The 25592-nt window shown below is 33.8% G+C and carries 25 protein-coding genes; 18 read left to right on the top strand and 7 right to left on the bottom strand.

Translation table 11 applies throughout. The annotated features are described in order from the left end of the window. Positions 1–102: 102 nt before the first annotated feature. Positions 103–303, bottom strand: coding sequence for a hypothetical protein (locus tag ACIGHG_RS03295; protein WP_090918281.1), 201 nt, complete (start codon positions 301–303; stop codon positions 103–105). A 533-nt stretch (positions 304–836) separates the two neighbouring features. On the opposite strand from ACIGHG_RS03295, the gene ACIGHG_RS03290 reads away from it, so the two are divergent. The 13 genes from ACIGHG_RS03290 (at position 837) to ACIGHG_RS03230 (ending at position 9518) form a co-directional block, all read left to right on the top strand. Then, a complete protein-coding gene (locus tag ACIGHG_RS03290) occupies positions 837–962 on the top strand; it encodes a hypothetical protein (RefSeq protein ID WP_336472361.1) in 126 nt (41 codons plus the stop codon). Between the two features lie 97 nt (positions 963–1059). Then, positions 1060–1365, top strand: a complete 306-nt coding sequence (locus tag ACIGHG_RS03285; protein WP_336472360.1) for a hypothetical protein — start codon at positions 1060–1062, stop codon at positions 1363–1365. A 20-nt stretch (positions 1366–1385) separates the two neighbouring features. Further along, the gene (locus tag ACIGHG_RS03280; RefSeq protein WP_336472359.1) at positions 1386–1748 is read left to right on the top strand and encodes a hypothetical protein; all 363 of its coding nucleotides are present in this window, start codon (positions 1386–1388) and stop codon (positions 1746–1748) included. Between the two features lie 338 nt (positions 1749–2086). After that, positions 2087–2539, top strand: a complete 453-nt coding sequence (locus ACIGHG_RS03275) for a YrhA family protein (protein ID WP_336472358.1) — start codon at positions 2087–2089, stop codon at positions 2537–2539. Positions 2540–2838: 299 nt separating this feature from the next. Continuing rightward, positions 2839–3096 carry a hypothetical protein gene (locus ACIGHG_RS03270; RefSeq protein ID WP_336472357.1) on the top strand — a complete coding sequence of 86 codons (258 nt, stop codon included), beginning with the start codon at positions 2839–2841 and terminating at the stop codon, positions 3094–3096. 476 nt (positions 3097–3572) lie between these two features. Then, positions 3573–3830 carry a hypothetical protein gene (locus ACIGHG_RS03265; protein ID WP_396547157.1) on the top strand — a complete coding sequence of 86 codons (258 nt, stop codon included), beginning with the start codon at positions 3573–3575 and terminating at the stop codon, positions 3828–3830. Positions 3831–3858: 28 nt separating this feature from the next. Then, the gene (locus ACIGHG_RS03260; protein ID WP_336472355.1) at positions 3859–4167 is read left to right on the top strand and encodes a hypothetical protein; all 309 of its coding nucleotides are present in this window, start codon (positions 3859–3861) and stop codon (positions 4165–4167) included. 131 nt (positions 4168–4298) lie between these two features. Further along, on the top strand, positions 4299–4556 hold the full coding sequence (locus ACIGHG_RS03255) for a hypothetical protein (RefSeq protein WP_396547155.1): 258 nt from the start codon (positions 4299–4301) through the stop codon (positions 4554–4556). A 514-nt stretch (positions 4557–5070) separates the two neighbouring features. Continuing rightward, positions 5071–5328, top strand: coding sequence for a hypothetical protein (locus ACIGHG_RS03250; protein ID WP_090918291.1), 258 nt, complete (start codon positions 5071–5073; stop codon positions 5326–5328). Between the two features lie 112 nt (positions 5329–5440). Beyond that, positions 5441–5749: a hypothetical protein gene (locus ACIGHG_RS03245; protein WP_396547153.1), complete on the top strand. Its 309-nt coding sequence runs from the start codon at positions 5441–5443 to the stop codon at positions 5747–5749. Between the two features lie 262 nt (positions 5750–6011). After that, positions 6012–6416, top strand: a complete 405-nt coding sequence (locus ACIGHG_RS03240; protein WP_336472351.1) for a PH domain-containing protein — start codon at positions 6012–6014, stop codon at positions 6414–6416. Positions 6417–7635: 1219 nt separating this feature from the next. Then, positions 7636–8562, top strand: coding sequence for a DUF7018 domain-containing (lipo)protein (locus ACIGHG_RS03235; protein WP_396547207.1), 927 nt, complete (start codon positions 7636–7638; stop codon positions 8560–8562). A gap of 230 nt (positions 8563–8792) precedes the next feature. Then, positions 8793–9518, top strand: coding sequence for a DUF975 family protein (locus ACIGHG_RS03230; protein ID WP_396547151.1), 726 nt, complete (start codon positions 8793–8795; stop codon positions 9516–9518). A gap of 116 nt (positions 9519–9634) precedes the next feature. Here ACIGHG_RS03230 and ACIGHG_RS03225 read toward each other — a convergent pair whose 3' ends face one another. Further along, positions 9635–11500 carry an ABC transporter ATP-binding protein gene (locus ACIGHG_RS03225; RefSeq protein ID WP_396547149.1) on the bottom strand — a complete coding sequence of 622 codons (1866 nt, stop codon included), beginning with the start codon at positions 11498–11500 and terminating at the stop codon, positions 9635–9637. Next, a complete protein-coding gene (locus ACIGHG_RS03220; RefSeq protein WP_396547147.1) occupies positions 11497–13737 on the bottom strand; it encodes an ABC transporter ATP-binding protein in 2241 nt (746 codons plus the stop codon). The genes ACIGHG_RS03225 and ACIGHG_RS03220 overlap by 4 nt, the downstream gene beginning before the upstream one ends. Positions 13738–14180: 443 nt before the next feature. Between ACIGHG_RS03220 and ACIGHG_RS03215 the strand changes: the two genes are divergently transcribed. Further along, entirely contained in the window at positions 14181–14831 is a 651-nt protein-coding gene (locus ACIGHG_RS03215; protein WP_396547145.1) for an AmiS/UreI family transporter, read from the top strand. Between the two features lie 105 nt (positions 14832–14936). Here ACIGHG_RS03215 and ACIGHG_RS03210 read toward each other — a convergent pair whose 3' ends face one another. Beyond that, a complete protein-coding gene (locus ACIGHG_RS03210) occupies positions 14937–15164 on the bottom strand; it encodes a hypothetical protein (RefSeq protein WP_396547143.1) in 228 nt (75 codons plus the stop codon). Between the two features lie 860 nt (positions 15165–16024). On the opposite strand from ACIGHG_RS03210, the gene ACIGHG_RS03205 reads away from it, so the two are divergent. Next, the gene (locus ACIGHG_RS03205; RefSeq protein ID WP_336472345.1) at positions 16025–17443 is read left to right on the top strand and encodes an AcpB/EbpR/MafR family transcriptional regulator; all 1419 of its coding nucleotides are present in this window, start codon (positions 16025–16027) and stop codon (positions 17441–17443) included. A 150-nt stretch (positions 17444–17593) separates the two neighbouring features. Here ACIGHG_RS03205 and ACIGHG_RS03200 read toward each other — a convergent pair whose 3' ends face one another. Genes ACIGHG_RS03200 through ACIGHG_RS03190 form a run of 3 tightly spaced genes read right to left on the bottom strand, consistent with a single transcriptional unit; the run spans position 17594 to position 21285 of the window. After that, a complete protein-coding gene (locus ACIGHG_RS03200; protein WP_336472344.1) occupies positions 17594–18274 on the bottom strand; it encodes a DUF1266 domain-containing protein in 681 nt (226 codons plus the stop codon). 12 nt (positions 18275–18286) lie between these two features. Then, positions 18287–19585 (bottom strand): J domain-containing protein, encoded by a 1299-nt coding sequence (locus ACIGHG_RS03195; protein WP_396547141.1) that lies wholly within the window; start codon positions 19583–19585, stop codon positions 18287–18289. Next, entirely contained in the window at positions 19582–21285 is a 1704-nt protein-coding gene (locus ACIGHG_RS03190) for a molecular chaperone HscC (protein WP_396547139.1), read from the bottom strand. The genes ACIGHG_RS03195 and ACIGHG_RS03190 overlap by 4 nt, the downstream gene beginning before the upstream one ends. A gap of 696 nt (positions 21286–21981) precedes the next feature. Between ACIGHG_RS03190 and ACIGHG_RS03185 the strand changes: the two genes are divergently transcribed. From ACIGHG_RS03185 to ACIGHG_RS03175, 3 genes are all read left to right on the top strand, one after another. Beyond that, complete coding sequence (locus ACIGHG_RS03185) at positions 21982–22737, top strand: SDR family oxidoreductase (protein ID WP_336472341.1); 756 nt, start codon at positions 21982–21984, stop codon at positions 22735–22737. A 698-nt stretch (positions 22738–23435) separates the two neighbouring features. Continuing rightward, the gene (locus ACIGHG_RS03180) at positions 23436–24719 is read left to right on the top strand and encodes an isopeptide-forming domain-containing fimbrial protein (protein WP_396547137.1); all 1284 of its coding nucleotides are present in this window, start codon (positions 23436–23438) and stop codon (positions 24717–24719) included. A gap of 122 nt (positions 24720–24841) precedes the next feature. Further along, a complete protein-coding gene (locus ACIGHG_RS03175) occupies positions 24842–25549 on the top strand; it encodes a class A sortase (RefSeq protein WP_396547135.1) in 708 nt (235 codons plus the stop codon). The last annotated feature ends 43 nt before the right edge of the window (positions 25550–25592 follow it).

The raw sequence follows: 25592 nt of genomic DNA, 5'->3' as shown, positions 1-25592 counted from the left end.
TTGCCTCCTTTCTAACACTTCTATATAAAGATATTCAGCATGTAGAATGAGAGGCACGGCATATCAATCAGTTTCATACAAATAAAGAGAAATTTTAGTAGTTTATCTCTTTATAAGGGCAGCTAATTCAGTTGAAAAACTAAAATCATTATTTAAAGTGGTATTAAAACATGCTGTAAAAGGTATAACATTAAAGTCAGATGAACAATCATCATTACACCTTACAGTAATTTCTGCACCACCATTAGGATTAAGCTTTGTCTCTAAACAAATATTGAAACAGCTTCTATTTATACATGCCACTATATATCCCTCCTAATAGTATAGTCATTAACAATATATTATAATTGTTAAATAAATGTGCGTAGGATTATTAAAAAACAACCAATGAAAATTTAAAAACGAGAGAAAAAATTGAATTTATCGTGAAAAAATATTTACAAAAAGAATAGCTATGAAAGAGTCGGTATCTTAATGATTACGAAATTGACTCTTCATATTTCATAAACAAAAATTAGAAATTGTAGTACTTGATGATTCCGTTCACTTAAATCCACTCTTACGAAAATAATAACTTTTAAAATCAGAAGAGAATAGATATGTAATCAACCATTATTATGCCGAATGTATTCATTTGTTAGACATGAGTAATGATGAATTGGATCGTTATAGAATGAAAGAAAAGGCGTACCAGATTTAGACACGCATCGTGTTGGGCAAAAAACTTTCATGCTTTTAATATAAAACTTACAAGCTTAAAGCACTTGATTGTGAAGTGAACCCAAAAAGTTAGACCAGTTATTTCATTAGGAAACTTCTTGGGGATGGGCTCGGTATTGTACCAATCAATCATGGTTCCCGAACCTCGGACAAGAGAGGGTATACAAAATGCAGATGAGCACGTTGTGAATTCACCTGAAAATGTGAAAATACCTGATGGAGCAACAGTTTGGGGAGAATAAAAGGTTATTAGAGTTGGCAAAATCAAAATCAACAGAAAACCTACAATGATTTTTCTAGATACTGATAAACAATCATAATTTAATAGGCGGTGAGAAAGTGTTAATTAATCGTGTGAAAGAAGTAATAAGTGAAAGAATGTCAATCCATCCAAACTATAGCTTTGGGATAGAGCATTGTTGGAATAAGCTCATAAACTTATTGAGTGAAGATACTCAAAAAACAATCGAAGTTCTCAAAGAATTAGATGAAGAGCAGGTTCTTTATGTAAGTGAAGTGTTTGAGGATATAGCTTATAAGTTGCAAAGCCAAGACTACATTAATGAACTTGAAAAATTAGAAAAAAAATTTCCTAATCTAAATCTTGCATCTTTTGTAGAGACGGCTAAAGATTTTATGAATTAAAACAAGTAGAGGTTATGATTATGAGAAAATATGTTAAGTTAGAAGTGCCTGAAGTAAATATTCACCCTTTGAGAATAACAGAAGGATGGAAAGTGAACTATAACAATTTTTTTGAAATAGATCCACGAAGTTTGGAACCCGATGACGATTGTTGGTTTATGTTTACTGAAAGTTTGTTGCAGCTTTATCATGAGAAATCATCAATCACAGTGGATCTCGGTTGGGATCCTGGTATTTCTCCTGATGGTAATTACCTAGTTTTGATTATAAAAAACATGGACTGGGAAAACCCTATTCACGAATTTACATCTGATAACTATAAAAAAGTTATTGAATATATTGAATTTCATTTAAAACAAATTACGTCTACATGGTGGAAATAAAATTGTTATTGGCTGTAGTGATAAAGATATAAAACGACTATCTTACTACTTAATTTATATTTGGATACGAGAATGATAAAGCCCGTGGTACTAGATGAGGGAAGACATAGGTACATAAGGCAAGTTAACAAAAAATAAATAAAGGAATTATGTATGGGATAACATGAACGATGGTTCCCTGAAATTCATAATTCATGACGCTTGTACCATCATGGAGTTTTGTTTTTATACTAGGATAGTATGAAAAGTACGAGAATTAGACGAGATGAAATTTTATTATTCAAGTTTTATTATTATCTTATAAATATTTGGCAGTTTTTGAGAAAGAAGGTTTTGATATGTGGAAAAATCTGATTTTAGAAATTGAAAAAATAGAAAAAAGTTTCAATGGTAAATTGAATACACCTGCAACAGATATTGAAGTTCAGAGATTGAGAGAACGTGTGAAAGAGAATTTTAATGTTGATTTACCAAGTGAATACGAAGAGTTTCTTAACACTGTAAATGGTTTAGATTTTGATGGACTGGTACTTTACGGAGTTGATCCTTCTTTACTAGAAACAAAAAGAGATGAACAAATTTGCGGATTTATAGAAACGAACGAGATTTGGTATGAAAATGAATTTCAAAAAGAGTATCTTTTCCTTGGAGATTCAAATATAGCATGGTTTTGTAAAAATTTATCTGATGGTACGTATCTAGAACTGGATAAACCATCTGGTACAGTGATGAAAACATATAATGATTGCAATACAATGCTTGAAGAAGCATTAAAAGTAACTCTTCTTTGAATGAAGGGATAGAAGCGCTGATTCCTCTTCCTCCTTGTTACGAATACATACTAATACCGTCCAGCAACAATCATTTCGTATTCTCTATGATATTCAGATAACGCTTCTTATCTTCTTTGTAAACCAACATCGCTCCCCTCTCTTCGGTACCAGCAACATAGAACACTGCCTATGCACGATAGATTTCGAAGGTAATACATCATTTCCATGTTTGATTTTCACATAATACAACTATAAAATCAGGTCGTCCATGAAAAATGCCTGATATAGATAAAGAATAAAAATAAAGGAGATAAATTATGGCAATTCATATCACAATGAATAAAGAATTCGAAGATAACGAAATCGTTGTATATCAGTATTATCCGTCAGAATCTTCAGGAAAAGTTGGAAAAATGTATTTTCATAAGAAAGAAGAAATGTTTTATGACATAGAACCTGTTCCAGAAGAATCAGTTGGAACAAGAAAACATTATTTTAATTGTGCATGTTCTAGAATAGTAATGTGCATTAGAAATGGTGGGGAATTTTTAGAAGAAATGACATATGGAGTATAGTCAAATAAACGAGTGTATGAAAAACCGGTTTTCTTCATTACTTAAATACACGACCATTCAAGTTGTAGCATGTGTACCAATACGTCCTCTGTCTTTAGAATTGTCATCAATAATATCTTTCTCTAATCCACATTTCTACGCATCTTGCCCAAAATCACTAGGTTGTTTGTTTTGCTCTTTATGATTTGAATTGTCTATTTAGGACAGGTTTTTAGCTAGAGGAATGGCAGTGGTTGGTAAAGGTTATTTTAATTCTGATTATCCTCTGACATTAGCTTGGCAATGTTCGGATTTTAAGTGAATATCCTCCAATTAGTATAGACTTATTGCATGATGAGATTTTTGAACCCCGATTTGAAGGGGGTGGCAAAATTAATGCTATGATTGCTCATAAAAAAACGATGCAAAGAAGAATTTGACATTTTCCAGATGAGAACTTATATCGTAATAAATTAATTAGAAAGGAAATTAATAATATGGGAGTATGTGTAGACTTATTTAAAGAATATGAAAATAAAGAGGAGGTTGTTTATCGCTTTTTTCCTTGTGAAGATGAAGAAAAAGCAGGGAAAATTCAATTTAATAAACTAGAAAAAAGGTCCGTAGAATTAGAACCGGCTAAAGGTGAAGGTACAAATTACTATTTTCTTAAAGCTGTTGGTGCTGTGCAAAAATATGTTAGAAACGCATCAAACTTAGATGAATTTCCTGAATTTCTATTTTCACAGTCATAAAATTTTTAATTAAGGAGTGTTTAGAACAATGGGAAGATATCCACTGATTGCAATAATCAAAGAGAATGAGGATAAAGAAAATGTAATTTACAGTTTTGGTCCAGATATTCATTCTTGTGAGAAATATCCACAACGTTATAGGAGATGGAATTTTAAAGTCTTAAAGAATGAAACTAACCCTGATGAAGCATTTGTCTTACTGGATGATATGCCTGATAAACATATTTCTTTATTATATAAATGTATGCATAAGGTGTATGTTCACGTAAAAGAAAATGGTGGCATGGAAAATATGACTAATATAGATTTTCCAGAATACCTTGAGTTTATCGTGTGAATTTTAGAAATATAAGCTACTAGACTCAAGAATCATTGTAGACTCTTTGGGTTATTTTCTACCTTCAGTTGATTTACTTATGAAAGTAGATTAGGAGAATGAATAAAGAATAAAAATAAAGGAGATAAACTATGGCAATTCATATCACAATGAATAAAGAATTCGAAGATGACGAAATCGTTGTATATCAGTATTATCCGTCAGAATATCCAGATAAAGTTGGGAAAATGTACTTTCATAAAAAAGAGCAAATGTTTCATGAAATAGATCCGGTTCCGGTAAAATCAGTTGCAACAAGCGAACATTACTTTTATTGTGCATGCAGTAGAATAATGAATTGCCTCAAGGGTGGTGGAGAATTCTTGGAAGAAATGACATACGGGGTATAGTCAAATAAATAAATAAACGAAAAGCCGATTCATAAGAGCCGGCGTTCTTCCCTCCTCCCATTATTCGTACATTGTTGTAATATGTGTACCAATATGCCCTTTTTCACTTCGTTATGTGGTTTAGAATTGCCATCAATAATCTCCTTCTTTAATCCCTATTTCCGCACATCTTACGCTCAATCACTAGATTGTTTGTTTTGCTCTTCCATGATTTGAATGGTTTAATTGGGACAAATTTTTAGCTGGAGCCGTGGCGGTGGCCGGTTTGACAGCAGTTGGTAAAAGTTTCAACATGATTGCTAAAGCAGTAAAGGCATAAAAAACGCCTCAAAAGTAGATCATTCAATTTATATTAATTCCAGTACAAGAAATGGTAGTATTTCTGTAGATGAATTTTTTCGTAGAGAAGGATATTTGATAACAACATATGCAGGAATAAGAAAATCGACTTAACATCAAAGCTATAGCTGAAAATACTGGAATACATGAAAGACATATAAGGAGGCCTTTATATATGGCGGTATGTTTAGCAATGACTAAAGAATTTGAAGATGAAGAGATAGTTGTTTATCAATACTATCCTTCTGAATCACCCGATAAAGTCGGAAAAATGTATTTTAATAAAAAGGAAAGGATGTTTTATGATTTAGAGCAAGCTCCAGTGAAATCAGAAACAATGAGAAAATATTATTTTGATTGTGCATGTACTAGAATTGTACGATGTCTGAAAAGGAATGAAGGCTTTCCTGATAGCATGGCATATGAAGCATAATGAAATGAACAAATATAAAAGTTGGCTCCTTTGTATACAGAGTCCATGAGTCCACTTGATACACATTTTAAAATCTCTTTAGATAAAGCGTTTAATTAAGGAGTGAATTGAAATGGGAAGATATCCAACGATTATAATAACAAAAGAACTAGACAATAGCGAATATGCAATTTATAGTTTTGGTCCTAGTATTGATATGTGTGATCAATTTCCAGAACTGTACGAAAGATGGCGTTTTAAGGTTTTGAAAGATAAGTTAACGATTGAAGAAGGTTATGCTTTACTTGATGATATGCCTAAAAAACACTTCCCATTATTTTATAAATGTATGTTTAAAGTATATAAGCAAGTTGAAGAGTGTGGTGGAATGGCAAATTTAAAAAATATTGATTTACCAAATCAAATTGCATTTATTATTTGAAATTGATAGGAATAGATTGTATTAGAAGTTGTTTATCAGTTTTAAAGAAGTGCCATAGACTTAACCTTTTCAGAATACTATTTAAAAACACATGAACTTAAAGCATTTGTTTGTCTTCTATAGGCAATGAGTGCTTTTTTTCATGTTTAAATTGACATGTAAATTTGTAAAATGTAAGGTGGATATGGTGCTTAATTATGGTTAGTTTAGAAATTTAAGGTTAAAATAATCATTATTTTGATATAAAAAAGGGGAATAGAATATGTTAACTAATACAAATGCAGACAAAGTATTCGATAAACTAATGGTAGAAGGTGAGACTTATGTTCATTACTTCTATGTTATGAAAATGGCATCTACCTTTCAATGCTTAGCTTTTGGTTTGGGTGCACTTGGCTTAAATAAACATTACCTTGTAGGGTTCACAAATAAGAGAATCTTACTAATAGAGTTAAGTCCTGCAACTGGTAATGTCACTGAAAATATTACTCACTTAGATTTAGATAAAGTAGAGAAAGTAAGTGTAAAGAGGGGTATCCTTAAATCCAATATCACTTTAAAGTTAAAAGAGGACAAAGGGATACTAGAAATGAAACCGAACAGTTTCACAGTTGGTTTATCAAATCACAAAAAGGGTTTAGTTGAGTTAGAAAAATTGTATGGTTAATAAAAAGTATGGAGTCATTTCGCACCTAAAATATTGACTCAAATCTAAAGTTTAAAGTAGAGGGAGAAGTTAAGATGTTAAGTTCAACTTTACCAACAGTATTAGATTATGCAATTAGAACTTTATGCTTTGTTCTTCAAACGTTCATTATATCATTAGTATTAAAATATCTAATTCAAAAGAAAGATGTAAACGAGTCGGCGTTAATTTGGATTTCTACGATTGTGACAATGATTGGTGTAGGGGTAATTATATCTTTAAACACATCTTTACCTTTAACTCAAACAACTATAGGGATTTTAAGTCTTAGTTTTATGTTAAACCAATTTCTTTTTCTATACTATCTAGGATCATGGACAGTAAAACGATTTAAAAAACTTAAAATATTTAATAAGGTATCTAAATTTATGAACATAGTGATTCTTGGACTAATAAGCATCGTTTATATTTGCTTCTTATTGTTCTTTGCCTTAAGTTGGTTTGAGTCTAGCTTGAAGTAAGACTTATAGTGAGTTCAATTCTTATTTTAAAATTATATGAATCCATGTTGATTTTTCGACATATAGATTGCTGCTATGTAGAATACAACATGACCTGTACTTTCTTGCTCCCTTTGTTTGAAACCTCGCATGTGGCAAGAAAAGGCTCTGACCGCTTCTATGCACAGCCAGATGCTCTCGTCCACCTCTAAAAAGAAAGAGGTTTTTATGTCGGGTTTTTAATTGGCATTTATATAGTTAACAAGTATGAACTCTATATTTGTTAGCTATTTTATTATGAAAGCGGATTCATTCTCTGATCTCGGACACATACTATCCTTAACTCATTGTTTCATAGAATTGCTCTTTATTTTGTCAGGTTGCTTCTTTTTTGCATAATAAAGTGAAACTTCCATCAGTGGGGGTTTTCTTCATCTCCCACTGATGGAAAGCCCGCCCAATCGGGCTTTTACGGGCAGTTTTCTCCCACCTATCTTCTTTGCTTCTCTCTCAATCTTGAGGTGGGGGTCTTACTGCCCGTTAATGCGGGATAAATGTCCTCTTATTAAGTGTCCAAGTTCATTAGGGGCTAAAGAGGGGATATCAGAAAGTATGCAAGAGGGTTTTGACGGTGAATAAGGTGGATGGTACCATAAAGAGGAAGGGAAAGGAAAATAAAAACAGAAAAGGTAGGGGTATCCATGAAAGTAAATAAACTACTATGTTTTGCAATCCCATTGATGTTATTAGGTGGTTGCGGAACAGGTGCATCAACAGACAAACCAAAAGATAAAGTTGAGTCTAAAGCAGAAGCTAAAGAAACAAAATCTGATGTTAAGAAAGTAAGAGTCTTAGCAGAAGACTATCCTCAATATTTAGTAGACTTAGGTAATGAGTTTGATAAAGCATTCTCAACGTTTAGTAATACGGTAAAGGAAGCCTTTGACGGCAAGAAAACGAATCAAGACATCTTAGATAGTATAGATGAAGTAAACAAAGTAATTGCTAAGTTTGAAGCAATTGACCCACCTAATAAATATGTAGACGCCCAAAAAGATATTGAGAAAGCAATCGTAAAGTATAAGAAAGCATTTGCATTGGTAAAAGACGCTCATACAAGAGATAAGTCAAACTCAAATGATAAGAGAACAGATAAGGAAATTATTGAACAGGCTGAGAAGATTATCAAAGAGGGTGACAAGTACTGGGTTGCAGTCTACAAAGAAATGAAAAACGAAATAACAAAGTCAAAAGGTGGAGGGGTATCATCTCAAGACCTAAAGGATACAAGTAGTGGTTCAGGGGTAGACTATGATGCGGTTCAAAAGAACGTACTAGATGGTACAGAGTTAATTGCCAACTGGGGTGTAAATCGTGATGATGGATTCAAACCGTTATTCATCCTAAAAGGTGGAAGCCCTAAGACATTTGAGGTATATACCGCAGGCGATTATCCAAATAAGACAAACTACATCGAAGGTACATGGGAGTATGATAAGTCTAATATGATGTTAAAACTACATATCTCAAAGCAAATGGCAAATGGAGTAGTAGCAGAAGTTGTTCATAAAGACATAGATTACAAAGTACAAAACTATGACACAAAGCATTTGCAATTATTTAATGAGAATTCAAAAGCTATAACTAGATATGTAAAACAACAGTAAAATAAAACAGTAAGAACAATTCGTGTGAGGGACTGGGTTTGTAATGAACCTAGTCCTTTATTCATATGGAGGTGTATTTTGGATTTTTAGCTTGGGGTGGGTTCGTTTTTAAAGTTTTTATATTAATAAATATATATATAATGTTAATCTTGTTAAAAAATGTTATTATTCTATATGTAATATTGTTATTCATACAAGGGGTAACAAATAAATGGGAGGGTGGGATTAAAATGATTAGTGATTTAAAAAGAGCGGCCTTATCTTCATTAAAAGGTAGATGGGGTTTGGGAGTAGGGGCATCGCTTCTGTATAACCTCATTTCCGGTATTGGTATGCTTATTATAGGACTTCCAATTTTTCTACTGAGTATTTTATTGATGGCTGCAATAATAGGGTCTAGTGCTTCAATTACAGAAGAAGAAACGTTAAGTGTGGTAATCTTTTTAATTTATGCATTTACTTTTGTTATTGCATGCTTTGCTTTTATAGCTGTACTAGGCATTATATATTATGGGTATTGTAATGTTACATTGCGTTTAGCGAAAAAAGAATCTACTACAATTGATGATTTATTTGAAGGATTCCGAAAAAAGAATGCATTTAGATCGATGAAGCTAGCGTTATTAATGGGTGTATACGTATTTTTATGGAGTTTATTGTTAATTGTTCCAGGTATTATAAAATGTTTCTCTTATTCTATGGCTTACTATATCATGTTAGATCATCCAGAATATACGGCAAGTGAAGCGCTTAAAAAGAGTCAAGAAATGATGAAAGGACATAAGTTAGATTTATTCATACTATCTTTAAGTTTTATCGGATGGTTTATTTTGGGGTATTTTACACTTAGTATTGGGTATCTTTGGATCTATCCATATTACATGATAACAATATCGCATTTCTACTTGAATTTAGCGAATAGAGATACAGTTATAGAGGAAAAAACAGCTATCTAGAAGAAATATTGTTTGTTTCATATTTCTGATGACAGTGCAACGTATTCATACAAAAGAAGCTTTCTCCAAAAGATCGTTATTTAACGACCTTTTGGGAAAGCTTCTTTTATTTTATCTCACGAAGCATCCGCATTCTCAAACTGACTATTATAAAGCGAAGCATAAAAACTACCAGCCTTCAATAACTCTTCATGATTACCTTGTTCTACAATATCCCCGTCTTTCATGACAAGAATTAAATCTGCATCGCGTATTGTTGATAATCTGTGAGCAATGATAAAGCTTGTTCGGCCTTCCATGAGGTTTTCCATCGCTTTTTGGATGAGCACTTCTGTACGAGTGTCAATTGAGCTTGTTGCTTCGTCGAGTATGAGTATTTTCGGATCCGCTAGAAGGGCGCGGGCAATTGTTAGTAGTTGCTTTTGTCCTTGAGATACGTTGCTTGCTTCTTCATTTAATTCCATGTTGTATCTATTTGGTAATGTTTTGACGAAGCTATGAGCGTGAGCTGCTTTCGCTGCTTCGATTACTTCTTCGTCGGTTGCGTCCAATCGGCCGTAACGGATATTTTCCATGATTGAACCGTTAAATAGCCATGTGTCTTGGAGTACCATGCCGAACATGCTGCGCAGGTCTTCGCGGGTGAAGTCTTTTATGTCGTGACCATCTATGCAGATGGCACCGCTGTTTATATCATAGAAACGCATTAATAGTTTTACGATCGTTGTTTTCCCTGCTCCGGTTGGCCCGACGATTGCTACTTTTTGACCAGGTTTAATGTGAGCTGAGAAATTGTTTATGATGATTTTATCTGGATTATAGCCAAATTGAACATCTTTGAAGGTTACTTCTCCGTTTACTTCTTGCAGCTTCACTGGATTTTCTGATTCTGGCGCTTCCTCTTCTTCTTCTAAAAATTCGAAAACTCTCTCTGCAGCTGCTGCGGTTGATTGAAGTACGTTCGCGATTTGAGCTACTTGAGCGATTGGTTGCGTAAAATTTCTAACGTATTGAACAAAGGCTAAAATATCTCCAACTGCAATGGTTCTCTTTACCGCAAGCCATCCGCCTAAAATAGATACAGCTACGTAACCGATATTACCGATAAACATCATAATCGGCATCATCATTCCAGATAAAAATTGAGACTTCCATGCCGAGTGGTAAAGTGTATCATTCACCTTTTCGAATTTTTCCACTTCTTCTTCTTCTTTGTTAAAGGCTTTTACAATATTGTGGCCACTATAAATTTCTTCGACTTGACCGTTCACATGTCCTAAATACTCTTGCTGGGATTTGAAGTATTTTTGTGATCGTTTTACGACTCCCATTATGAGCATCATGGATACTGGCAATATTAAGAGCGCCACTAATGTCATTTGCCAACTTATTGATAACATCATGATGAATACACCGATGATTGTAATAACGGATGTTATGATTTGCGACATACTTTGGTTTAAAGTTTGGCTTACAGTATCTACGTCATTTGTAATTCTCGATAATACTTCTCCGTGCGTTGTTTTATCAAAGTATTTGAGCGGCATTCGGTTGATTTTTTCATCAATTTCTTTTCTGAAGTTATACGATACTTTTTGGGCTACTCCTGAAATGATATATCCTTGTATAATAGCAAACACAGTGCTCGCTATATATAATCCAAGGAGTAACAGGACAATGTTTCCGATATAGCCAAAGTCAATTGCAGCACCAGGTACTCCCGTTACTTTGTCTACGAGTCCTTCGAAAAGCTTTGTTGTGGCTTTCCCTAAAATTTTTGGACCGACGATTATAAAGGCGGCACTACCGATTGCGAAAATGATGACAATTATAATTGATAACTTATATGGCTTTAAGTATTGAAGTAACTTATTCATCGTTCCTTTGAAGTTTTTCGCCTTCTCGATCTTTTGCATGCCGCCGCCCATATGGCCGCCGCCATGACCACCTTGTCTTCCTGTTTCTACTTTTCGCTCGCTCATGATGACAACTCCTCTCTTGAAAGTTGTGATAAAGCAATTTGCTTATAAACCTCACAGTTCTCCATAAGCTCCTCATGAGTACCAGTTCCTACTATTTTTCTTTCATCAAGTACGATGATCTTATCTGCATTCATAATTGTACTGATTCTTTGGGCAACAATTAAAACAGTACTTCCTGCAATCTCATTGTTTAAAGCCCTGCGAAGTAGGGCGTCTGTCTTAAAGTCAAGAGCTGAGAAACTATCATCAAATATGAAGATTTCTGATTTCTTAGTAAGAGCACGCGCAATAGAAAGCCTTTGTTTTTGACCACCGGAAACATTCGTACCACCTTGTGATATCTCTGTCTGGAAGCTTTCAGGTGTCGCGTTAATAAACTCCATAGCTTGAGCAATTTCAGCGGCTTTTACTAGTTCTTTTTCAGCAGCTTCTTTCCTACCGTATTTCAAATTACTTTCGATCGTACCTGAGAATAGAACTCCCTTTTGCGGCACATAACCAATTTTCTCTCTTAACTCCTTCTGAGATACTGCTCTAATGTCAGTACCATCTATTAATATTTCGCCGCTTGTTACATCGTAAAAGCGTGGAATTAAGTTGATAAGTGTCGATTTCCCGCTACCTGTACTTCCAATGAAAGCTGTCGTTTCTCCAGGTTTTGCAGTAAAGGTGATATGAGAAAGTACATCTTCTTCTGCATCTGGATATCTAAAGCTAACATCTTTAAATTCAACATAACCTTTCTTATCTGATGCGAATGTTTTTGGTTCGTTTGCATCACGAATGGAAACGTCAGTATCTAGAACTTCTGCAATGCGTTGTGCGGATACAGAAGCACGCGGAATCATAATGGATACCATAGAAATCATTAAAAATGCCATGATGATTTGCATTGTATATTGCATAAATGCCATCATATCACCAACTTGCATATGTCCCATATCCACTTGGTGTGATCCAACCCAAATAATAAGTACAGTAACGGCATTCATGATAAACATCATCATCGGCATCATAAATGTCATTAAACGGCTTACAAATAAATTTGTTCTTGTTAAATCTTGATTTCCTTTTTCAAATTTCTTTTCTTCATGCTTTTGATTATTAAAAGCACGAATAACGAGCATACCTGTTAAAGATTCACGAGTGATTAAGTTAATTTTATCTACTAACTTTTGTATACTCTTAAACTTAGGAATCGCGATGCTGAATAAACCAATGACTAAGCTTAAAATCGCGATTACCGCAACTGCGATAATCCATCCCATTGAAAGGTCTGTAGTAAGTACCTTAATAATGCCGCCTATGCCTAAAATCGGTGCATAGACTACAATTCGAAGCAGCATAACCATAAGCGTTTGTACTTGCTGAATATCATTTGTACTTCTTGTGATTAAAGATGCAGTGGAAAATTTATCAAACTCCGCATTCGAAAAGCTTGTAACCTTCCGAAATACTTTCTTTCTAAGATCTCTGCCGAGTCCGGCAGCTACTTTTGCAGCAAGTAAACTTACGATAACGGTAGCTGCCATACTCACTAAGGATAAAAGGAGCATTTTCCCGCCAGAAGTAAGAATATAATTGGATTGAAGCTTATCTGTATTGATACCGATCGTTTTATACTCATTCTCAATAAATGTAACAGCTGACTGTGTTACCATGCTGCCTGGCATCTTTTTAAACTTTTCATTTGCCTTTTCTTTCATTGCATCAATTTGATCTTGAGGTAGTTTCGCAATGACTGCGAAAGGATCTGTATTTGCCGGAAGCTTCATCGGTGTTTTGTTATCACCTGACGGAGGGAAAGCGGAGGCGCCGCCTTTTTCAATTCCTTGTGTAATTAACATTGGTTTTCCAAAAATATCGTTAAGTTCGTTAATTGTATTTGTATCCTTTGTATGTAGCTTATAAAGCGGTTCTTTATCAAGCTGCGGATAATCTTTTAAGTCATTTTTCAACTCACTTTTAGAAAGATTGTTCTTATCTAAAAGTACATAGTTGTCAGCTACTTTTTTCTTTTCATTTTCATTCATAAAGAGCTTGAGTTTATCCATCTCACTTTTACGAATAACCTTAGGTACTGCGTTTTCGACACCTTTTTGTTGAATACCGACATTCACAATGTTAGACATGTAGTCTGGCAGTGATAGGTCACATACTGCTTGTATGGATAAAAGACATATAACTGCAATGATTGAGGTAACAAATGGTTTTAAATGTTTGATTATCTTTAACATTTAATTCATCTCTCCATTTTCCTTTTCAAATTTTTTTAGCTTTTTCTTTTTTCTTCAGTTTACCCGCTCTTTATCTATTTTCGACTACAGACTAATTCTATGACTATATTAAGATGTAATGCAACTTTTAGAGTATAGAATAATAAATATAAAGTTTCACTTTATGGATTTTTTATATTATTTACTTTTGCACTAAATGCTGTTACTATATTGATATCATTTTTATAACTTAATGCATACTTTTTTGAAAGCGCTTAATTGAAAAGGCATATGTATTTCAAATGTATGGCCTGTTGTAAATTTTTCTAAATACAAGCAGTTCCTCTGTCACATGTTATTGGAGAAGGGGAGTTGCTTTTTATTGTTAAAACTATGAAAAAATGAATGTATGATGTGAGGAGGTATCGTTGTGAAAAACAGTTTTGTTTTTCACAAGAATATATATGGGTAATGTAGGATTATTGATTTCTGGTGCAGCGCTCTTTTTAAATAGCCTTGTGATGCTAGGAAAAGCGGACGAAAAGAGTGCAGGTGTTTTTAATTTATTTGTAGGTGTACTACAAATTATTATTCCTTTCTATTTAATTGTAGTATCTGATCAAAGTAATTGGACAGTTTATTTATATGCAGCTACTTTTTTATTTGGTTTAACTTATTTATATGTAGGAGTTACTTTCATTGCAGGATTGAAGGGTGATGGATTAGGCTGGTTTTCTCTTTGGGTAGCGATTATTGCACTATTCTACATGATTGTAGCTATTATACATTTTCATGATATCGTTAATGCGTTAACTTGGTTCATGTGGGCATTTCTATGGTTCTTATTTTTTATTTCTAATGTACAGAAAAAGAGCATCAATCATTATGTTGGAAAAATAGCCTTTGTACAGTCATGGGTTACACTAACTTGTCCTGCTCTTCTTTCCCTTATAGGTGTATGGGAAACTTCTTATGTATATAATTTATGGATATGTATATCTATTCTTTCGATTATATATTTCTGTGTTTGTACGTTTAAGTTGAAAAGGAACGTAAATGCTGTTCATAAAAATATAGATACGCACACCATTGAAAAGTGTGGAAACACCAAGTGAAGTTAATTTACCAACCTATTTATTTAGAAAAACGCGATCAATTCCTAAATGATTATTAGAAATTGATCGCGTTTTTTGTTCTGAGCAAGCCGCTTCCGCTTTTCTTTATGATCCAGCTCCAGCGGCTAGAACAGTCGGTGGCTTCGCGTCTTCCGCCGAGGCAAAAAGCGCCTCTATGTCAGAAGCTCCATCCCCCTCCTGTTCTGAGCGAGCCGCTTTCGCTTTTCTTTGTAAGTCGCGGCTATGCAGAATACAACATGGGCTGTACTCGCTTTTTCCTTTTGTTTTAAACCTTGTATGTGGTAAAAAAGTGACCTGACCGCTTCTATGCATGGCCAGATACTCTCGCCCGCCTAAAAAAAGAGGATTTTTTAATTTATATAGGTTCAACACAAAAAGCCACGATACTCTACTTAATAGAGTATCATGGCTTTTATGTTGTTTAATAAGAATTGACGGTTTTCTAATCAAACATTTTTACAGGTTATGACATTACAAATACAAAAGTTGGCCAAATAACTTTTGTAATATAAGGATATCACTTTATAGAGTATTAGAAATCAATATTTTTTCCTTTAATAACTGAAAAAAAAGAGCGTTTTCACGACTTTATTTGTGGCTACAGTTTTTATAGTGCGTATTTTTTTACGATAGATTCTCAATGGTACTCGAAAGTGTACAAAAGGTTATCAAAATTACTAATAGAGATAATGAGAAGCATGGAATTAAACTATATAAACCCATTTTAAGTTTTTGACATATAAGTTGCTGCTATGCAGAATACAACATGAGCTGTACTCGCTTGCTTTTTGTTTAAACCTTGCATGTGGCAGGAAAAGACCCTGACCGCTTCTATGCACGGCCAGATGCTCTCGTCCCTTCTTAAAAGAAAGGGGTTTTTATGTTGTTTTTTAACTTATATATATTAGAGGTCATTCTATTATTATGGTAAAATTATCAATAGTTTATAATAAATTCTAATATCTATCTTTAATTAACAATAAACAATAGTAATATATAGAGAGAATTCTAATTATATAAATCCATTTTAATTTTTCGACATATAGGTCGCTGCTATGGAAGGCCAGATGCTTTCGTCCTCTCCTAAAAAGAAAGGGATTTTGACTTCGTTTTTCAATTTGTATTTATATAGCTTTAAAGTCTTGATAGTTTTGAGGGAAGGTAACAGATTAATGCGTAATTTTATTTATAGTTTAATAGATGATAAAGCAATAAAACGACAAATTTTTATACTGGAGGCTTTAAATCGTGAACCAAAATTAGTATCTTCTCAAAATTTTGCAGATCAGCTACAGTGTTCGACACGAACAATCATGAATGATATTTCTCAATTAAGAAAGAAATTGCCAGGGAATTGGAAAATTATTAGTGTTAAAACGAGAGGATACATTTTAAATAAACCGGTGGAAGAGTCTGTATTACCTGTGATTCATTCTTATTTGACAGAAAGTGTACTTTATAAAGTTATGTTAGAAATATTTCATAATAAGTATTACACATTAGAAAAATGGTCACAAATTTTATATATGAATAAGTTAACTTTGAGAAACCATTTAAAAGATTATAATAGAATTTTAAATGAAAGTAGGTTAAATATTAAATTCAGGAATCTTCAACTAGAAGGAGATGAAATGAATATAAGATATTACTATATTTGTTTCTTTTACTTTACACAACAATTTTCAGATCAATCTGTCTTACCTATTGAGTTAAGAAAAAAACTTTTATCTATTCTCTATCGTAACGAAGTTCACATGGATATCTTATTGTTACGCAGTATTGTTTTTGTTTTTATAAATCGATTTTATAATAAACATTGTGTAATGAAAGAAATAAAATTCAAGCCTATATACAGCCGTAAGCAAGCAACTTGTCTTAATGAAATGATTATAGAAATTGAGAATTATTATAAGATCAAATTTCCAAAATACGAAAAAGATGCACTGAATTTATTTTTATTTTTCGGATTAATAAGTACAAGTTCACAGGGAAAGGCAATGCTTGAATATGTAAGTGAATGTGATCAGGAGGTTTATAAAAAATTCATTAATCTTATTACTACCCTTTTAATATACAATCAATTACCGAATGAATTGAAGGGAAAATTGAAAGCTGAAGTAATTCCGTATTTTTATATGGTGTGTATTTTAAGAGAACTTCATTTTTCAATTCGTCATGTTTTTGATCCAATAAATTCTTTAGATAGTGTATTATTGCGAAATTATAAGGAGAATCTCTCCTTAATTTCTAATTGGAATGAAACATATAATGAGAAAAAATTTACGAAAGATGAAATAAAATATATTGCCTCTCATGCAACAGCGATTCTTAACTCAATTTGTAATGAAATAAACATTGTACTTGTATTTTCTGGGACAACCGTTGAAAAAAATCTTATTTATAGGAAGTTAAAACAAAGCTTAGGGGAAAATGTAAATATAGATAGGATACCAAACTATAATATTAAATATGATTTTATTATTAGTAATTGTCAATTATCAGATACAAGGGCACCTGTCATTTATATTTCTCAAATGTTGACTACAAATGAAATCGATTCTATAAAAAATCGTATTTTTAATTTAAATTAAAGATAGAAGTAGTGAAATGCATTCATAATGAAACGAGAAAAACTAGAGATTTTAACTAAAGATACACAGATGAAAATCATTGATAAAAAAGTCCTGGAAATCATAGTTCCCAGGACTTTTTATCAAATTGGTTAAGAATCATAGTATGATTTAACTTAAATCTTTAAGTAGATTATTTTCCCATGGAACAGCACTCAATAGAGTTTTTTTATAATTAAACAAGTGCGATACGTAATTAATATTATACTTATCTTTATTTATGAATTCTATATCATTTGCGTTAAAGTGGCTGCCGATACGAAAGGCGTTAAAATACTCGTGCCAATCTGAATAAGAATGTTGTGAAAGTCCTGCAGCCTGTATCATAAAGTTCTTTGCTTCCTGTTTTGATAAATAACCGAGCCTTCTACCGACCCGACATAAACAGATACACCATGCATAATCAAACGCTGCAATTCCGGAATCCGTCAAAATATGTAATCCGTAATTAGCAATATAAAGTTTTTCATAGTCAGGATGGTCTTTCGATAATTGCTTTCGCGCTGCCTCGGAAAGAGGGGTCAATTGATGGCGTATACGATTAAATTCCTGCCGTGTTCCTTCTTCTAAAAACCAAATGATTTTCTCTTTTAACTCCGTCGAATTTTCGATCTTCCATGTCCATAACACGTTCTTCAAAAAACGTTTCCCAATAAGGCGGTCTCTGATAAGGGTGAATTCATATCGGGTAAAATAGTTTGTAAGATAAACACAATTCAAACAAACGGAAGACAGACAGCGGAAATATAGTTCGAGCTGTTTCTCTCGTTTTCTTTTATATAAAATAGGCATTCTGTCTCCTCCTTATGCTAATGTTTTAAGCCTAACGAATTTCCATGCTTCCCAAATAAGTGGGAGTAGGAGAAGTAATGCATATTTAGATGGTAATGGGGTTAAAACAATAAGAATCATAAAGATCAAATAAACCCAGGTACGGCTAATAAATAGAAATAAAAAGTATAGCGCATAGCCGATAATAAACTGCATATTTATTTCTTGTTTCTGTCTCTTCTCTGGAATTTCAGTGTGAGCTCGAATACTGTATGAACGAAATTCGAAGCGTTCCGGATAACGCTTTACCACATCCAACGCCCTAGTGGCTACAGTTTCTATATCACCTGATTCGAACGAATACTTCACTAATAAGAACTGTGCGTCCATATGCTCCGGTTGAATCGAAAGTAGGTGCTCACAGTCCCGGATAGCATCTGCAAACTGACCACGGTTATAGTAAATCTGGGCGCGATACAGTAAACCATCTGGGTCATCTGGGTAAATGAAAAGAATGTCATTGAATGATTGTAACGCACGTTCTTTATTTTCGATGCGCAAATAATAAATGCCTTGCATACGTATAAGGTCCGGATCTTCTTGATAAAGCTCGTATGCAAAATCTAGCGCACTTTTTGCTGCTTCTAAGTTATTATTCATAAGTGTGTGCTGGACTTCTTCACGTAAATGTAAATACGCTTCAAAATCTAGATCATCACTTTTCTTGAAAATATCATAACGCATTTCCTTTGCACCGTTAATTCTCTCTAGAAGAAATTGTACCGTTTCTTCACCGTATTCAAACTCTAACTCCTCTTCTTGTTCACTAAAGTGGAATACATTGTCGAGAAGTTCCCAAATTGAGCGTGGGAAATGGTAATGATATTCTAAAAACTCTATTAATCTATCTTGAATTGCTGCAGCATGTTCTACGTTCCAGATCACATCGGAACTTAATAAGTCTTCCCAGTTTTTCGGTTCAATCCGTGCAAAGAAATCGTCATACAGCGTCTCGATTTTTTCCATAAATACGTGAACAGGATGCTCTGAAACGAGAGTCGCAGCAAGTTCAGCGTTCCCATCAATCCATGTAGGAAATGCAGGATTGATATAGGAATTCTCTTCGTTTTCATCCGTTTTTTCTAGTTGAGAGGGAGGTGTGCTCTGCATTTGTTTTGCATTTTTTATCGCTTTATCAAATGCTTCTCTCAGTCGCTGATATCCTTCAGGATCGTCTTCGGGATGATAAATCTTTAGAAGTTTTGCATAAGCCTTTTTAATAGCTGCAATATTGTCGGTAGGCTCAATTTCTAACGTTTCCCAAATGCTCATGAATGACTGATCCACCTTTCTATATTCTCTAAATGCTCTTTTAATACACGAGCAGCTTCTTTCACCTTTTTATCATCTTGCGTTGTGAGCACACTTTCAAATTGTTGTAACAAGGTAGCGACTTTTTGGCGTTCGTCACCGAGTAACTCTTCATAGAGCCGCTCGCCTTTTGCGAGCAGTAATCGGTTTTCGGACCGGTCTCGTGGATGAATTTTAATTTCTTTCAATTCCAAAAGTCTGGCTTCGATCTCTTTTTCCGTAAGGTTTCCGGCATTTTGTTGAATAACGGCTCTTTTTTTCTCTCCAGTTGTTGTACTTATCACTTCGACTTCGAGAATACCATTAATATCGTATGTATAACGTACATCAACAGACTCCTTCCCAGCAGGAGCGGGAGGGATTTTGATTTTGAGTTCACCAAGTTTCAAGTTGTTTTTTACTAGACGATGTTCTCCCTGATAAACATCAACAAGTAGCGATTGCTGTCTATCATTGACGGTATAAAGTCGTTCAACTCTGCTTACAGGAATCGGTGTATTTCTCTCGATAATAGGGAAGAAATATCCGGACTCTTTTGTACCGTCTCTAAGTTCTTGAACAACATCTGTTCCTAACGTATATGGACAAACATCAGTTAAGATGACTTCTTCTAACGCTTTGTTCCGTTCTTTTAAGGCAACCTGAATCGCAGCGCCTAAAGCAACCGTTTCATCAGGATTAATATTCGCATAAGGCATACGTCCGAACATTTTAGAAATGACGGATCTGATAAGCGGCATTCTTGTCGCACCGCCAATTAGAATGACAGCATCTAAATCATTAGGATTTAGCGATGCATCACGAAGTGCGCGTTCAATAGGATAGCGAAGGCGTAAGAGAAGCGGAGTTACCAATTTTTCAAATTCGCTTCTGTTAATATGAGTTTCATATGTTTTATTATTGATAGCGACTTTCATATCCGCTGTGAGCCCATCACATAATGTGAGCTTACAACGTTCTGCTTGTGTATAAATTAACGATAAGGTTTTTGAATCAAGTGAATCAGGATCAAGTTGGTGTGACTCTAAGAAAAAGGTCATTAGGCTTTTTGTGAAGTCTTCGCCCCCAAGATAATTATCGCCGGCAATTGATTTAACATCCATCACTTCTTCAAATAATTCCAAAATGGACACGTCGAATGTACCGCCGCCTAAATCAAATACAAGAAACTTTGTTTCTGCAGCTTCCTGGTACAGCCCGTAAGCGATGGCAGCTGCCGTTGGTTCACTAATAAGTCGTTCAACTTTTAATCCCGCAATTTCAGCAGCCCGTTTCGTAGCCTTGCGCTGAGCATCGTTGAAATAAGCTGGAACGCTAATAACAGCACCTGTAACCGATTCATTTAAATAAGCTTCTGCATCTTGTTTTAAAGATTGAATGATAAAAGATGAGAGCTCTTCTGAAGAAAAATTGTATGTACCTAATTGGTATTTTTTCTCTGTTCCCATAAATCGTTTAAACGTTGATGCTGTAACGTGTGGATGGGTAATAAGTCGCTCTTTAGCAATGCGTCCGACTAAAATTTCACCGCTCTCTTCAACGCTGACGACCGATGGTGTAAGATATTCGCCAAGTGCATTCGGGATAAGGGATGCGCCGTTATCCGACCAATAGGCTACTAAACTATTTGTTGTTCCTAAGTCAATTCCAATCGTTGCCATAATAATCTCCTCCCTTTTTCATCTATCTTACTATACCATTATAATAAGGAAAAGTATGAGAAAAATGGAATCATAAGGTTGTATTTCTTGAAGGGGAGGGAATGGAGATCTGACTATTTTAGTAGTTTAGAATAGGGCAGGGATTTTGATAGTTATGAATCTAATTTTCAGCATTAACTTAGTTTTCTCAGAGTGAAATTGAAAAATAAAGTCAGAAAGGAAGTAAAAACATAATATATTGATTATTACCAGCAAGAAAAGTATAATAATGGTAGAGATGTAATGAAAGGGGAATTAAGATTCTGCATGTGGCAAATCTTGTAATGATTACGAAATGAAATAAATAGAGTGCTTTTCCTATAAATATCCAAGGGGGGGAGTATGTCTATTTATTGAAACAATAATCATACAAGGGATGCATGGTGTGGAGTTATCATTCCATTTATTAGGCGGATACCTGTGTGTATCGGCTTTTCTTTATGAGAACAATACATCTCTACTTACACATATCATCGTGTCCCTATTTATCCCGCTTTAACGGGCAGTAATTACTCCTACCTCAAAATTCAGCAAAAACAAAGAAGTTAGGTGGGAGATAAACTGCCCGTAAAAGCCCGATTGGTTCAACTAATAATCAGTGGGGGATGAAGAAAATCCCCACTGATTAAAGTTTCACTTTATTAGGGGGAATATAAAATGACGCATTTACAAAATAAAGTTGCACTTATAACAGGGGTAAGTAGTCCTAGAGAGATAGGTACCGCTATATGTCGCAAATTGGCTTCTCAAGGTATAGATATTTTCTTTACACATTGGAATTCTGAGGCTAGTTGGCCGGAGGATTTCCGAGAAGAGATTTTGAAATTAGGAGTTCGTTGTGACAGTCTAGAAATTGATTTATCAGATGCAAATGCTGCATTTAAAATAATGGATACTGTTTCAAAGCAGTTAGGTCCTCTTTCGATTTTAGTTAATAACGCAGCATATTCAACAGGAGATGGATATGCAAAGTTAGATGCTCATATACTTGATAACCATTATGCAGTTAATATGAGATCAACGTTTCTTCTTTGTACGGAATTTGCTCGTCGTTTTGAGACATCGAATATAGGTGCAGGAAGAATTATTAATATGACATCCGGACAAGAATTAGGGCCAATGCCTATGGAATTAGCCTATGCTGCAACAAAAGGAGCAATTGTAGCTTTTACTAAGTCTTTATCAGCAGAACTTGCTCCTTTAGGAATTACGGTTAACGCTGTAAACCCAGGACCAACAGATTCAACGTGGATGACAGATGAAATAAGAAAATACCTTTTACCTAAATTTTTAATGGGACGCATTGGCATGGTAGAAGATGCAGCACACATCGTAGCATTTCTCGCTAGTGACGATGCGAAGTGGATCACGGGTCAAGTGATTAACTCAGAAGGTGGATTTTTGCGAAGTTAAATGAAGGATAAAAGGAACCTGAATTGTAGATACTATTTATGAATTGAATAGCCAGTATATGAAACATGAAGAAGATGAGTTCTATAGTAAACAGGGCTCATCTTCTTCATGTTTCTTTTGATTTAGATAGATAATTACGTTGGGAATGATAATGGCGGAAAGAAGAATAGAAATATAGCATACATAGAATAAGAGAATGCAGTACAGATCAGTATGGTTAGAAACGAAGTGTAGCATAAATGATACATGTTTTATATTGAAAATCATTGACAATAAATATTTTAATAGATTAATTTACAATATTTTGCTATCATAAAAAATGGTTAATATGGGTAAAAAAGGATTAACCTGAATATTGAATCGTACCGTAGAGTTTGTAACTGGCTTAATCGGAGGAATCTTTGGATGCCTATTTTCTGGGCTTGTTGTATTTGGTCTTGTTTCCTACGCTACTTTTGGACATAGCGTATCGTAGGTACATTAGATAATAAAATTATGTAACTATTTCAGTGTTTTAATAAAGTTAGAGTATTGAAATAGTTACATAGAGTAACTATTTCAAACCTAGTGTTAACTGTATGTTAGGCAAGAAGGGGGAATAAAAACTTATATGCGTAGTTTCATTTAATAAGGTTTGAAAGCGCCTTCGTCTTTATAAAACGTAAAAGTTTTTCCAATAAGTAAAAGGGGTTGTCGTATTGAAACAGAAGAAGTTATTGTCACTATTTGTAGTATTTTTTATCTCGTTAACCACGTTTATGCAACCAATGGTCACTTTAGGTGCTGGGAACGATACTGTAAATGGTTCTAAGATTAATCAAGAGTATGTAATTAAGAACCCAGATGGAACTCCAAAAGTAGAGTTCAAAAGAGGTGAACAAGTTACTTATAATATAAACGTAGCAACTAAAGGAGACCCTAATACCGGTGTTGCTTTAGACTACAAAGTTAGATTAGAGTTACAGGATGCTAGGGCTTATCTTATTGAGATTCCAAAACATCAAGGTTATATTAGTGACGTAAAAGGTTTTGTAGAAAATGGTAAAAGGGTAGCGGTTATTTCACTATCAAAAGTACCTAATGATACTAAAGTAACGATTCCTGTCAAGTTTAATTTTCATGACGATGCATCTAACGGTCATACAGTAACCCTAAGTGCAACATTACAGTCAGACACAGGAGAAAATTTAGCTTTTGCTAATGATGTATCGTTTAAGGTTTTTGTACCTGTAACTCCTAAAGTAACAAAAGATGTTGAGGGTAAAGACCATTTAGAAATTGCAAAAGGTAAAGAGTTTAATTACAATTTAAAAACAGTAGTACCAGAAAACTTAAAGGGATATGAGTCTTTAACTCTTTCTGATACATTAGATAACAATTTAACAATTGTAGGTACAAAAGTACTTGTTGATGGAAAAGAATCAGAATTAAAAGCTAATGTTAATAAACAGTTGGTAACATTAAAATTAACTCGTGAGCAATTAGAAGTTATCAAAGGTAAAGAGATTAAAGTTGTAGTTACATCCAAGATTAACGAAAACGCACCTATTGAAATTATAAGTAGCAAAGCAACTATTCGATTAAACGATAACCCTTCGGAAGATTCTAATGTTGTAACGGTAATTCCTACTAAAGAAGAACCAACTAAAGAGGAATCAACTAAAGAGGAACCAACTAAAGGGGAACCAACTAAAGGGGAACCAACTAAAGAGGAACCAACTAAAGAGGAACCAACTAAAGAGGAACCAACTAAAGAGGAACCAACTAAAGAGGAACCAACTAAAGGGGAATCAACTAAAGAGGAACCAACTAAAGAGGAACCAACTAAAGGGGAATCAACTAAAGAGGAACCTAAGCAACCGCAAAAAGAAATTCCTAAGATGAATCAAACTAATAATTCAACAGTTACTCTAATTGGTACATTGTTAGTATTAGGAGCATTATTTTCGTTCTTTATTGTAAGACGTAGGAAGAATTCTTAATATGGTAATAAAGAAACCTTCATGCATAAGTATGAAGGTTTCTTTATTACAGTTGAACCATATTGAGAACAGCAGATATTAAAATGTTTAGTATATTTTAATAGGAGACTAGGAGGTTTAATATGAAAAATAAATTCTTATATGTGTTAATCGGATTAATTTTTGTAACTGGGATTGGTTTAATTGTGTACCAACCTCTTTTTAATTATTATGTAATCCCTAAACAATTAGAAAAATCGTATGAAGAAAACTATAACAAAGTAACTACAAATGAGATAAAAGAGAACGTATACAATTCAAGTAAAAAGGTAAATGCTTTTGATTACGATAGTGTACAAAGCGTAGACGAGTTTGATTTTAATTCTGTAAAAGGTAAATTAGATAAAAACATGATTATCGGGTTGATTTACATTCCGAATGTACATATTAAACTCCCTATTTTATACGGTACAAATTATGAGACAATGATGCTAGGTGCAGGTACTTTAAAACCGAATATGACGATGGGTGTAGGAAACTATGTACTTGGTAGTCATAGTATGAGAAATAAAGAGCTATTATTTACACCTACAAGAAATATGGGTAAAGGAGATTTAATATATTTAACAGATAAGGAGTATGTATATACGTATAAAACAACTTCAAAAGATGTTATTTCTCCAAAGGAAACACATGTAATGAATGATAAGAATGGGTTAAATGAAGTAACATTGATAAGTTGTTATGACAGTAAAGGGGAAACAAGATTAGTAGTAAAAGGGAGATTAGAATCAAAGAAAAAGCTAGAAGAGGTAGATGGAAAAGTTAAGTCTCAACTAACAAGTTATTAAGAGTTTCAATAATTTAGTGGAGTTAATATAGTCATATAGACAC

It is taken from the genome of Bacillus sp. NPDC077411 (genome assembly GCF_044543425.1).
GTDB classification, from domain to species: Bacteria; Bacillota; Bacilli; order Bacillales; family Bacillaceae_G; genus Bacillus_A; species Bacillus_A bruguierae.
This window is presented reverse-complemented; position numbering and strand designations above follow the sequence as displayed.